We start from the raw sequence: 11,809 nt of genomic DNA on the forward strand, positions 1-11,809 counted from the left end.
CCCGGGGGGGCGGGGGGGGGGGGGGCGGCGCCGTGCGCGCGCCCCGCCCCCCGCGCGGGGGGGGGGGGGGGCCCCCCCGGGGGGCCCCGGGCGGGGCCGGGGGGGGGGGGGGGGGGGGGGGCGCCCCCCCCGGGCCCCCCCCCCCCCCCCGTCGCCCGGGTCTACCGCTGCTGGAACGACTCCCAGAGCAGGAACGCGGTGAACAGGACGAACGGCGTGCACGCGACCACGTTGAGCCACCGGTGCTCGACGACCACCGCGACGAACTCGCGCAGGAACGCGCTCGGCACGTAGTACGGCGCCGTGCGTGCACCGACGACCTGCGCCGGCAGGTCGAGCCGCCGCGCCAAGGTGGCGGCGCGGAGCACGTGGTAGTCGTTCGTGACCACGACGACCTGACCGTCCCGCCCGGCCTCGGCCTGCACGGCGCGCGAGAACCGCAGGTTCTCGCGGGTGTTGCGGGAGTCGGTCTCGGGTCGGACGTCGTCGGGGTCCGCGCCGTTCGCCAGCAGGTACTCCGCCATCGCCGTGCCCTCGGCGCGGGGTTCGTCGTCGCCCTGCCCTCCGGAGGGGATGAGCAGCGGCCGACGCCCGGCGGCTCGTTCGGCGCGGTACACGACGAGTGCGCGGTCGAGGCGGCTGCGGAGCAGTGGCGGCACCTCGCCGCGGATCAGGCCGGAGCCGAGGACGACGATCGTGTCCGGCACGGTGCCGTGACGCATCCGGCCGTAGACGACGGAGTACACCGCGAACGCGACGAGGGACACGGCGAAGTACCCGCACACGAACACCATCAGCACGGCGACCGCGATCCGGGTGCCGTCCCAGAGCGTGAACCCCGCGCCGCTCGCCGACACGAACAGTGCGATCGCCACCGCGGGCAGCACGAAGACGAGCACCCCGGCGAGCAGGGAGAGCGTGTTGCCGAGGCTGCGCCCCTCGGAGCGGAGCATCCGGAACCCGTTCGCGATGAGGGCCACGCCGAGCACGACCACCGCGAGCGGCACGAGCAGCAGCACGGTACCGACGACCAGGCTGAACCCGGGCACCACGAGCGTCAGGGCGGCCACGGCCGTGGCGAGCGCGAAGAACGCGGCGGCTGTCAGGAACACCCCGTTGCGGAGCATCCGCGGGTCCCGCCGCCTGCTCACGACGTACAGCAGCAGGAAGACCAGCGCGAAGACGGCGGGCGCGCCCACAGCGGTCATCGGGCGGCCGAACGGAGCGCGGTCATGCGCTCCACGCTACCGGTCGATGCTCAGGAGACCGCCCGGCGGATCAGGTCGGCGACGGTCGCTTCGTCCGCCTCGGAGAACTCCGGCGTGATCGCCCACGACGTCGGCCAGAACGACCCGTCGTCGAGCGCGGCCGAGTCCTGGAACCCGAGCGTCGAGTAGCGGGCCTTGAACTTCGCGGCGTCCTGGAAGAAGAACACCGCCTTGCCGTCCTTCGCGTAGGCGGGCATGCCGTACCAGAGCTTCGGCGCGAGCTCGGGCGCGACCTCGAGCGCGATGCGGTGGATGCGTTCCGCGAGCCCGCGGTCCGGCTCGGGCATCTCGGCGATCTTCGCCTCGACCGCAGCGGCGTCCGCTGCCGCCTTCTCCGCCTTGGTGCCCTTCGTGCCGCGCGTGCGTCTGACCTCGGCGGCGTGCTCCTGCATCGCCGCGCGTTCCTCGTCGGTGAAGGTGCCCTCGGTCTTCGTCGTCCGTGCCATCGTCGTGCCCTTCCGTGTCGGTGGGACGATCATGCACCCGATCACGCCTCGCTGCGCTCGTCCGACGGCGCTGGTGGCAGGCTCGGGCCATGACCTACATCGCCAGCGACGACCGCTACGACTCCATGACGTACCGCCGCACCGGCCGCTCCGGCCTCGACCTGCCGCTGCTCTCCCTGGGGTACTGGCACAACTTCGGCGACGACGTGCCGTTCGAGACGCAGCGCGCGATCAGCCGTCGGGCCTTCGACCTCGGCATCACGCACCACGACCTCGCGAACAACTACGGCCCGCCGTACGGTGCCGCCGAGGTGAACTTCGGGCGCCTGATGCGTGAGGACTTCCGCCCCTACCGCGACGAGATGGTCGTGTCGACCAAGGCCGGCTGGGACATGTGGCCGGGGCCGTACGGGCAGGGCGGTGGCTCGCGCAAGTACGTGCTCGCCTCGCTCGACCAGTCCCTGCAGCGCACGGGCCTGGACTACGTCGACGTCTTCTACTCGCACCGACTCGACGCCTCGACCCCGCTCGAGGAGACGATGGGGGCGCTGCACACCGCCGTCCAGCAGGGGAAGGCGCTCTACGTCGGCATCTCGTCCTACGACGCCGACCGGACCCGGCAGGCCGCCGCGATCCTGCGCGACCTCGGCACCCCGCTCCTCATCCACCAGCCGTCGTACTCGATGCTCAACCGCTGGATCGAGACGGAGGGCCTGCTCGACGCCGCGGGCGAGCTCGGCTTCGGCGTGATCGGGTTCACCGCCCTGGCGCAGGGCCTGCTCACCGGCAAGTACCTGGACGGGGTCCCGTCGGACTCGCGCGCCGCCGCAGGCAAGTCGCTCGACGCGTCGAGCATCACCCCCGAGGTCGTCGGGCACCTCCGGGCGCTGGACGACGTGGCCTCGGCCCGCGGGCAGTCCCTGGCGCAGCTCGCCCTGGCGTGGGCGCTGCGTGACGACCGGGTGACCTCGCTCGTGATCGGGGCGTCCAAGGTGTCGCAGCTCGAGGACAACGTCGCGGCGCTGGCGAACACGTCGTTCACCGACGAGGAGCTCCACACCATCAACGAGCACTCGGTCGGCATCACCGACGTCGACCTGTGGGCGGGAGCGCGTGCCGGCGAGGTCTCCTGACCGCAGGGGCTACCGGCGGTCCGGCCCGGCGCCCACCGGCGTGCGGCCCCGCAGTCGCTCGCGGCTGAGCGCCGGCAGCGCGAACCCGGTGTCGCGCTCGAGCACGTGGGTTCCCGGCGCGACGATGGCGTCGATCGCGTCGAGCAGCCCGTCGTCGAGGACGATCTCGGACGCCTGCACGTAGGCGTCCACGTGCGAGACGGTGCGCGGTCCGATCACCACGGAGGACACGTCCGGGTGGGTCAGGGCGAAGGCGACCGCGAGCTCCGACACCGTGAACCCGGAGTCGTCGGCCAGGCGTCCGAGCCGGTCGGCGACCTCGAGCTTCCGACGGTTCCGCGGTGCGCCGATGTCGTACGCGTCCGGGTGCTCGTCGACGTGCGGTGAGCGCGGTTGGACGGTGCCGGCGCGGTAGGTCCCCGCGAGCCAGCCGCCGGCGAGGGGTGCTCCTGCCAGCACCCCGAGGCCGAAGCGACGGGCGATCGGGAACACCGTGCGCTCCGCCGTGCGGGTGAGGACCGAGTAGGGCACGTGCGTCGCGGTGGCGCTCTTCGACCCCGACCGGAGCCACTGCGCCTCGACGAGTTCCTCGGCGGGGAACCCGGGGATGCCGAAGGCGCGGATCTTGCCCTGCGCCACGAGGTCGGCGAGGGCGTCGAGTGTCTCGTCGAGCGACGTCGCCGGGTCCGGCAGCGCCGGCTGGTACAGGTCGATGACGTCGGTGCCGAGCCGCTGCAGGCTCCGCTCCACGGCACGGAACATCCACCGCCGCCCGTTGCCCCGGTGCGCCGGGTCCTGGTCGACGGGGGCGCCGAACCGCACCGACAGGAACACGTCCTCGCGCCGACCCGCGATCGCCGCACCCACCGCGGTCTCGGCCAGGCCCGCGCCGTCGGCGTCCGAGACGTCGACCGACGTCACGCCGCGGGTGAGGGCCTCGAGCACGAGGGTGACGCCGGCCGACGGGTCGTGGGCCGCGACGCCGGCGACGGCACGCGTCCCGAGCGTCAGCGAGCTGACGGGCGCCCCCGTGCGCCCCATGCGTCGCTGTTCCATGCGCGCCACGATATGGGCCGGGCGGGACGCGGGACCCTCCGGTGACGAAGCATTACCCCTGGCCCGGACCGGAACGATTGGTACGATGGGCGCAGTTCTGAAACACGCAGTGTGTATCTACCGGCCGCCGGCTCCCCGGCGGACAACGGCGGCACCCGATGGGTCCGCCCCCACCGAACCGGGCCGGGCCGAGAAGGCACACCCCCATGCTCCACACCAGTCCCTCCCCGTCCGCGCCCACCGCGGACCGCACGGACACCACGACCGCCGGCGACGCCTCGCTCGTCTCCCTCGCCGGACGCTGGTACTTCCCCGTGGCGTTCATCGCCCGTCTGCCCTTCGCGATGATGGTCGTCGGGGTCCTCACCCTCGTCGTCGCCGCGCGTGACTCCGTCGCCCTCGGCGGCGTCAACTCCGCCTCGGTCGGCATCGGTGCCGCGGTCTTCGGGCCGCTCGTCGGCGCCGCCGCCGACCGGTTCGGCCAGCGTGCCGTGCTCGTCCCCGTCGGCCTCGTCAACGCTGCGCTGCTCGGTGCGTTCCCCTTCGTCGTCAGCGGCAGCGCTCCCGACCTGGCCGTGCTCGCGATGGCGTTCTGCATCGGGGCGTCCGCGCCCCAGGTCGCGCCGATGTCCCGCACCCGGCTCGTCGCGATCATCGCGCAGCGCATGCAGCCGGCCCGCCGCGAGAAGACCCTCAGCGGCACGATGGCGTACGAGTCGGCTGCCGACGAGACCGTCTTCATCATCGGACCGTTCCTGGTGGGCATCCTCGCCAGCGCGATCGCCCCCTGGGTGGCCGTCGCCGGTGCATCGGCGCTGACCTTCGTGTTCGTGACCGCGTTCGCGTTGCACCCCACCGGCAAGCTCGTGCTCGGGCAGCACGAGGAACTCACCCAGGCGCCGGCCCGTCAGCTCCTGCGCCCGCGGCTCGTCGTCGTGGTCGTCGGGATCCTCGGCATCGGTCTGTTCTTCGGCTCGACGCTGACGTCGCTGACGGCGTTCATGGAGACCCACGGCGAGGCGTCCCAGGCGGGCCTGCTCTACGGCCTGATGGGCATCGGTTCGGCCGGGCTCGCCCTCGGGTCCGCCGCGTTCCCACGGTCGTTCGGCCTCGGCTGGCGCTGGCTCGTGTTCGGGGTCGTCCTGCTCGGCGGTGCGATCGCGTTCTCGCAGGCGGACTCCGTCGTGGCGGTCGGCATCGTCCTGGCGATCATGGGCGTCGGGATCGGCCCGACCCTGGTCGCCCAGTACAGCCTCGGTTCGGACCGTTCACCGGTCGGCCGCTCCGCGACCACGATGACGATCCTGGGGTCCGCCGTGATCGTCGGGCAGTCGATCGCCTCCGCCGTCACGGGCGACCTGGCGGAGCAGCACGGCACGTCCGTCGCGATGGTGCTCCCCGCGGCCTCGGCAGCGGTCGTCGTGCTGGCGGCCGTCGTCAACCTGCTGCTGCGTCGCCGGACGGCCGCCTGACCGTCAGGACTCGGTGTCGTCGACCAGCAGGTCCTCGTGCCGGTAGTCGTCCGCTCGCAGCCCGGCGCGGGCGATCATGTGCGTCGAGACGGGCACCAGGAACAGCTGGAACACCATGATGGGCAGGACGACCCAGAACGCCGTCCACGTCCCCACCGCGACCACGATCGCGGCCAGGGCGAACGCGAGTCCGAGCACCTGCGGCTTCGCCATGGCGTGCAGGCGGACGAGCGGGTCCGGGAACCGGACGATGCCGACCCCCGCACCGAGGGACAGCACCGAGCCGACCAGCAGCAGGGCGAGTGCGATCCACGCCCGCACGCCGGCACCGTCGAGGAACGCCTGGATGATCTCGGTCACGACTGCTCCTCTTCTTCGACGGCGTGCTCGGGGGTGGTGGCGGTGAGCCCCTCGTCCGACGGGTCCGACGACGGGGTGACCGCTCGGGCCACCGCGATGGTGGCGAACACGCTCGTCGCGGCGATGACCACGAGCACGGGGATGCCGGTCAGGTCGCGCCGGACCACCATCGACGCGGCGATCACGACGAGCACGGTCGTCAGGACCATGTCCGATCCGATCATCCGGTCGAGGATCGTCGGGCCGCGCACGATCCGGAACACCGCGAGTGCCAGGGTGGCGCCGAGCAACGCCAGGACGAGGGCGATGCCGATCCCCATGACGACGACGGCGGCGCTCATCGGGTGACCTCCGGCAGCGGTTCGGACAGTTCGGCGACGTCCTGCTTCGACCCCAGGGCGCGGATGACCATCGCCTCGATGCCGACGGCCTCGCGTCGGGCCGCCTCGACCTGTTCGACCCGCTCGGTGTCGAGCACGTGCAGCAGCAGGCGCCGGCGCCGGAGGTCGACGTCGGCGACGTACGATCCGGGCACCAGCGAGATCGCGAGCGTCGCCAGCGTGAAGGTCATCTCGGCGGTGGAGTGCAGCTGCACGAGCGTGATCGAGCTCCGGCGGACGCCCCGCGGCCGGAACGCGACCCAGGCGACCCGGAAGGACGCCACGACGACGAGGCCGGACCACACCACCAGGAACCGGACCGCGTGCACGATCGAGAACCGCGCCGACAAGGGGACGGGCGGGAGCGGCAGCGCCTGGGTGACCAGGAGTGCGACCACGATGCCGCACAGCAGCGTCAGCGGAGTCCACGAGCCCCAGAGCAGGGCCCACAGGACGGTCAGGCCGGCGACGAGCGGGACGTCGTACCGCCACGCCACCGCGATGCGGCGGGCGTTCGCGACGTGTCGGGTGTCGGTGTTCACCGGTCACCCCCGAGGACTGCCTGCACGTACCGGTCCGGTGACTCGAGCGACTCCGCTGCGCGGGTCGCGTAGCCGTAGAGCGGGCCGGCGACGACGGTCAGGGCGACGGATCCGAGGACCGCGACCGTCGTCACGCCGACGAGCATGCGCGGCAACCGGACCTTCGTCGGCGCCTCGCCGACGGTGGCGGTCGACCCGGTGGTCGGACGGGAGGCACTGCTCGCGTGGGGTGCGTCGGTGACCGTCACCGAGCCTCCCGGGTGGAAGGCCTCACCCGTGTCCTCGGAGACCGTCAGGGGGGCGGGTTCCGGCGACCGCAGGTGGGCGTGCGGCTCGGCGGTCGTCGCGTGCGGCGCCGCGGCCTCGGCCGCGGGCTTCGGCCGCCAGAAGGCGGCGTCCCACACGCGCATCAGCGCGTAGAGCGTCAGGAGCGACGTGACCACACCGGCGGCGATCGTGAGGTACGCCATCGGGGAGCCGTCCTCGGCGGCGGCGCGGAACAGCCCGAGCTTGCCGATGAAGCCCGAGAACGGTGGGATGCCGCCCAGGTTGAACGCGGGGACCAGGTACAGCGCCGCCAGCAGCGGAGCAGCCTTCAGCAGGCCGCCGAGCGACCGGGTCGACGTGGTCCCGCCGACGCGTTCCATCAGGCCCGACACCAGGAACAACGTGGTCTGCACGACGATGTGGTGGACCGTGTAGAACACCGCGGCCGCCGTCCCCGTGACCGTGCCGAGTCCGACGCCCATCACCATGAAGCCGATGTGGCTGATGAGCGTGAAGGACAGCAGCCGTTTCACGTCGGTCTGGGACACCGCGCCGAGCACCCCGACCACCATCGTCAGCACCGCCACCACGAGCAGCACGGTGTTCAACTGCGGCCCGGGGAAGATCACCGTCTCGAGGCGGATGATCGCGTAGATGCCGACCTTCGTCAGCAGGCCGGCGAACACCGCCGTGACCGGGGCGGGAGCGGTCGGGTACGAGTCGGGCAGCCAGAACGCCAGCGGGAAGACCGCCGCCTTGATGCCGAACCCGATGAGCAGCATCGTGTGCAGGAGCAGCTGCACGTGCTCGGGCAGCTCGGCGACGCGCTCGCTGATCTGGGCGATGTTGACGGTGCCGGTCGCGCCGTAGACCAGGCCGATCGCGGCGAGGAAGATCGCCGACGCGATCAGGCTGGTCACGATGTACGTGGTGCCGGCCCGGACGCGCTGTTCACTGCCGCCGAGGGTGATGAGCACGTAGCTCGCCACGAGGAGCATCTCGAACGCGACGTACAAGTTGAACAGGTCACCGGCGATGAACGAGTCCAGCACACCGGCGGCGAGGACCAGGTAGGTCGGGTAGAAGATCGTGACCGGCGCCTCGCCGTCGTCGGCCGCGAGCCCCTGACCGATCGAGAACAGCAGGACGATGAGCAGCACGCTCGCGCTCACCGTGAGGAGCAGGGCGCTCAGGCGGTCGACCACGAGCGAGATGCCGTACGGGGCGTCCCAGCCGCCGACCTGCACGACGATGGTGCCGTGGTGGTCGACGAGCACCATGAGGGTCGCGGCGACGGCCAGGGCGACGACGAGCACCACGACGGTGATCGCCCGCTGGAGCTTCTGGTGACGCAGCAGGCCGAGTGCGACCGCTGCGCCGAGCAGCGGGACGAGGACGAGGAGCGGGACGAGCCAGGTCATCGGGTCGCCTCCTGTTCTGCGTCGGTGGTGGTCTCCGGGTCTTCGTCGGCGGGCTCGTCGCGATCGCGTCCGATGGCGGCGTCCGCTTCGTCGACCTCGACCTCGTCGGCGCGGGACAGCTGCCACGAGCGGTGGATGAGGGCGAGCAGGAACGCGCTGACGGCGAAGGTGATCACGATCGCGGTCAGGGCGAAGGCCTGGGGGAGCGGGTCGGTGATGCCCTCGGCGGACTTGCCGATCGGCGGGTTGCCGGCCGCGCCGGACATCACCAGCAGGAGCAGGTTCAGGGCGTTGCCGAGCAGCAGGAAGCCGAGCAGCATCCGGGTCAGGGAGCGTTCGAGCAGCAGGTAGACGCCGCAGGAGAACAGCACGGCCATCGCGATCACGAGGACGAGGGTGACGGTCATGTGGCGCTCCCTTCCGGGGTGGGTGCCTCGAGGGTGTCGCGGACGGACCCCTCGGTGGTGTCGCGGGTGGGCGCCCCGGCGTCCTCGAGGCGTTGCCGGTCGACCTCGGCGCCGAGGCTGCGGAGGACGTCGAGCACCAGGCCGACGACGACCAGGTACACGCCGATGTCGAAGAACGTCGCGGTGACGAACTCGACGTGGCCGAGGATCGGGACGGTCGCCTCGAAGAACTCGGAGTACAGCGCGTCGCGACCGAAGAACAGCGGCACGATCGCGGTGATCGCCGCCGTCGCGACGCCGAGCCCGAGCAGTCGACCGGCGCGGACCGGTGCTGCGGCTCCGAGCTCGGCGGGGCCGCCGGCCAGGTAGCGGGCCGCCAGGGCGATGCCGGCGACGAGGCCACCGGCGAAGCCGCCGCCGGCCGCGTTGTGCCCGGCGAACAGCAGGTACACCGACAGGACGATGAGCCCGTGGAACAGCAGCCGGACGACCACGTCGAGGAGCGCCGAGCGGCCGGTCGGGATCGCGGCGCTCGTCGGCAGCCAGGCGCGCGGTTCGCCGTCGGTGCGCTGGCCGTCGGCCGTCAGGGTCTCCGGCAGGTCACGGAGGCGCGGCAGCGTGTCCTCGCGGGAGTTCACGAAGATGAGGCTCGCGACGCCCGTCGCCGCGGCGACGACGACGGTGAGCTCCCCGAGGGTGTCCCACCCGCGCAGGTCGACGAGGGCGACGTTGACGACGTTGAGGCCGTGCCCGAACGAGCTCGTGAGCGCCGGCAGGTCCGGCCAGATCGGGTCGGCGGTGCGTGAGGACGCGGCGACGATGACGACGATCGCCAGGGTGAGGCCGGCGAGGCCCGCGAAGAGCGCACGGACGATGCGGAACCGGCTCGGGTTCGTCGTCGCGATGCGCGGGGGGAGCCGCCGCAGCACCAGGACGAACGCGATGAGGGTGACGGTCTCGACCACGAGCTGGGTGAGCGCGAGGTCGACGGCACCGTGCAGGACGAACAGGACGGACATGCCGTAGCCGGTCACGCCCACCAGGACGGCGGCGGCGAAGCGGGTCTTCGCGGTGAGGACGGCGATGGCGCCGACGGACATCACGATGACGACCGGGATCTGGCCCCACGAGTCGGAGAACCGGACGTGGAACTCCCACGGCCCGCCGAGCACGAGGTTCGCCAGCGCTCCCGCGACGAACACCGACAGGATCACCGTCAGGTAGTAGGGGAGCGAACCGCGCTGGACTCCCGCGGTCAAGCCCGTCGCGAAGCGGTCGAGACCCCGCATGAGGTGCCGGTACGTGCCGGAGGCGCTCGGGAACCCGGCGAGCCGGTGCTGCAGTGCTTCGACCGGTCGTCGTAGGGCGAAGAGCGCGAGACCGCCGACCAGGGTGACGGCCGAGATGCCGAGTGCGGGTTCGAGGCCGTGCCAGAGCGCGAGGTGGGGGACTTCCTCGCCGGAGAGCGATGCCACCGTCGCCGCGGGCTCGAGGCCGTGCGCGACGACCGGCGTCAGCAGGCCGAGGGCGAGTCCGGTCAGGGCCAGGATCGACGGCACCACGCCCAGGCCGTGCAGGGCGTGCGGTTCGGTCTGGGCGACGTCGGGCTTGCGGGCGAACGCGCCCCAGAAGAAGCGGAGCGAGTACGCCACCGTCAGCACCGAGCCGAGCGTCACACCGACCAGGGCGAACCACGCCCAGCCGGCGTCGGGGCCGTGCAGGGACTCGGTGAAGCCGGTCAGCACGGCTTCCTTCGCGACGAAGCCGATCGTCGGTGGGATGCCGGCCATCGACACGAGTGCGAGCGCGGCCACGACGGCGAGCCACGGTGCCTTCCGGCCGAGGCCGCTCAGGCGCCCGAGGTCGCGCGTGCCGGTGGTGTGGTCGATCGCGCCGACGACCAGGAAGAGGGTGGACTTGAACGCGGCGTGCGCCACGAGCAGGGCGATCCCGCCGAGCGCCACCGCGGGCGCGCCCCACCCGGCTGCGAGCACGAGGAATCCCAGCTGCGCGACGGTGCCGTAGGCGAGCAGGAGCTTGAGGTCGGTCTGGCGGAGTGCGCGGTAGCCGCCGATGAGCATGCCGAGGACACCGAGCACGGTGATGGTCTCGCGCCAGCCGTCGAGCAGTGCGAAGGCCGGGGCGAGCCGGGCCACCAGGTAGATGCCCGCCTTCACCATCGCCGCGGCGTGCAGGTACGCGCTGACCGGGGTCGGCGCGGCCATCGCGGCCGGGAGCCAGAAGTGGAACGGCACGATGGCCGACTTCGTGAGCGCACCGAGCAGGACCAGCACCACGGAGACGGTGACGATCGGACCGGTCGGCGGGGCGGCGATGATGCCGGAGAGCGAGGTCGTGCCCGCTGCGACCGACAGCACCACCAGGCCTGCGAGCATCGCCAGGCCGCCGGCGGTGGTGACGACGAGTGCCTGCATCGCGGCGGCACGGCTCGCGCGTTTGTCGGCGTCGTGTCCGATGAGCAGGTACGAGAAGACCGTGGTGGCTTCCCACAGGACGAAGAGCACGATGACGTCGTCGGCGAGGACGAGGCCGAACATCGATCCGGCGAACGCGGTCAGCACGCCCGCGAACCGGCCGATCCCCGGTTCGTCCCGCCCGAAGTACGCGGCGCAGTACACGAGCACGAGTGCCCCGACGATCGACACCACGAGTGCGAGCACCCACGACAGGGCGTCCATCCGCAGTGTGATCTCGAGGTCGAGCTGCGGCACCCACCGGTGTCGTTCGACGACGCTGCCGTGCAGGGCCGCGTCCGTCTGCAGCACCGTCAGCACGGCGGCGGCTGCGGGTGCGAGGGCCGCGACATAGAACACGCGGCGGCCGAGGACGGGGGTCAGGGCGGGGACGATCAGGGCGACGATCGCGAACGCGACGAGGACGAGGACCATCGGGCACCTCCTCGGGGTCGGGCTGCAGTCCGGCTCACTGGGCCCTCACAGCCTACGAAGAGCGGCATGTGGAGAACCTGTGCGACCGGACAGGCTGCTCGCGCTCGGTCCACACTGTGAACACCACTCTGCCCGTGCTCCCGGCGGG

The 11,809-nt window shown here is 72.2% G+C and carries 11 protein-coding genes; 2 read left to right on the top strand and 9 right to left on the bottom strand.

Features of this window, described 5'->3' with window-relative positions:
- Positions 1–161 precede the first annotated feature (161 nt).
- Together ACVKXF_RS16925 and ACVKXF_RS16930 are read right to left on the bottom strand one after the other, a co-directional pair.
- Entirely contained in the window at positions 162–1,208 is a 1,047-nt protein-coding gene (locus tag ACVKXF_RS16925; RefSeq protein ID WP_456796420.1) for a YdcF family protein, read from the bottom strand.
- A 50-nt stretch (positions 1,209–1,258) separates the two neighbouring features.
- Positions 1,259–1,714, bottom strand: a complete 456-nt coding sequence (locus tag ACVKXF_RS16930) for an iron chaperone (protein WP_340196019.1) — start codon at positions 1,712–1,714, stop codon at positions 1,259–1,261.
- Between the two features lie 89 nt (positions 1,715–1,803).
- Here ACVKXF_RS16930 and mgrA point away from each other — a divergent pair, with 89 nt between their 5' ends.
- The gene (mgrA, locus tag ACVKXF_RS16935; RefSeq protein WP_456796421.1) at positions 1,804–2,847 is read left to right on the top strand and encodes an L-glyceraldehyde 3-phosphate reductase; all 1,044 of its coding nucleotides are present in this window, start codon (positions 1,804–1,806) and stop codon (positions 2,845–2,847) included.
- A 9-nt stretch (positions 2,848–2,856) separates the two neighbouring features.
- On the opposite strand, the gene ACVKXF_RS16940 is transcribed toward mgrA, so the two are convergent.
- Entirely contained in the window at positions 2,857–3,903 is a 1,047-nt protein-coding gene (locus tag ACVKXF_RS16940; protein ID WP_222659220.1) for an aldo/keto reductase, read from the bottom strand.
- 206 nt (positions 3,904–4,109) lie between these two features.
- Here ACVKXF_RS16940 and ACVKXF_RS16945 point away from each other — a divergent pair, with 206 nt between their 5' ends.
- The gene (locus tag ACVKXF_RS16945; protein WP_456796422.1) at positions 4,110–5,375 is read left to right on the top strand and encodes an MFS transporter; all 1,266 of its coding nucleotides are present in this window, start codon (positions 4,110–4,112) and stop codon (positions 5,373–5,375) included.
- A gap of 3 nt (positions 5,376–5,378) precedes the next feature.
- Here the strand turns inward: ACVKXF_RS16945 and ACVKXF_RS16950 are convergent, their stop codons facing one another.
- The 6 genes from ACVKXF_RS16950 to ACVKXF_RS16975 are packed head-to-tail and all read right to left on the bottom strand — an operon-like array spanning position 5,379 to position 11,661.
- A complete protein-coding gene (locus ACVKXF_RS16950) occupies positions 5,379–5,735 on the bottom strand; it encodes a cation:proton antiporter (protein ID WP_396289919.1) in 357 nt (118 codons plus the stop codon).
- Positions 5,732–6,076: a sodium:proton antiporter gene (locus ACVKXF_RS16955; protein WP_222659222.1), complete on the bottom strand. Its 345-nt coding sequence runs from the start codon at positions 6,074–6,076 to the stop codon at positions 5,732–5,734. The genes ACVKXF_RS16950 and ACVKXF_RS16955 overlap by 4 nt, the downstream gene beginning before the upstream one ends.
- Positions 6,073–6,657, bottom strand: a complete 585-nt coding sequence (locus tag ACVKXF_RS16960; protein WP_123310848.1) for a Na+/H+ antiporter subunit E — start codon at positions 6,655–6,657, stop codon at positions 6,073–6,075. The genes ACVKXF_RS16955 and ACVKXF_RS16960 overlap by 4 nt, the downstream gene beginning before the upstream one ends.
- The gene (locus ACVKXF_RS16965; RefSeq protein ID WP_456796423.1) at positions 6,654–8,345 is read right to left on the bottom strand and encodes a Na+/H+ antiporter subunit D; all 1,692 of its coding nucleotides are present in this window, start codon (positions 8,343–8,345) and stop codon (positions 6,654–6,656) included. Before ACVKXF_RS16965 ends, ACVKXF_RS16960 begins: the two co-directional genes overlap by 4 nt.
- Positions 8,342–8,752 (bottom strand): Na(+)/H(+) antiporter subunit C, encoded by a 411-nt coding sequence (locus tag ACVKXF_RS16970; RefSeq protein WP_123310844.1) that lies wholly within the window; start codon positions 8,750–8,752, stop codon positions 8,342–8,344. The genes ACVKXF_RS16965 and ACVKXF_RS16970 overlap by 4 nt, the downstream gene beginning before the upstream one ends.
- Positions 8,749–11,661 (bottom strand): Na+/H+ antiporter subunit A, encoded by a 2,913-nt coding sequence (locus tag ACVKXF_RS16975; protein ID WP_456796424.1) that lies wholly within the window; start codon positions 11,659–11,661, stop codon positions 8,749–8,751. The genes ACVKXF_RS16970 and ACVKXF_RS16975 overlap by 4 nt, the downstream gene beginning before the upstream one ends.
- Positions 11,662–11,809 lie beyond the last annotated feature (148 nt).

Source organism: Curtobacterium sp. PvP017, assembly GCF_054060195.1.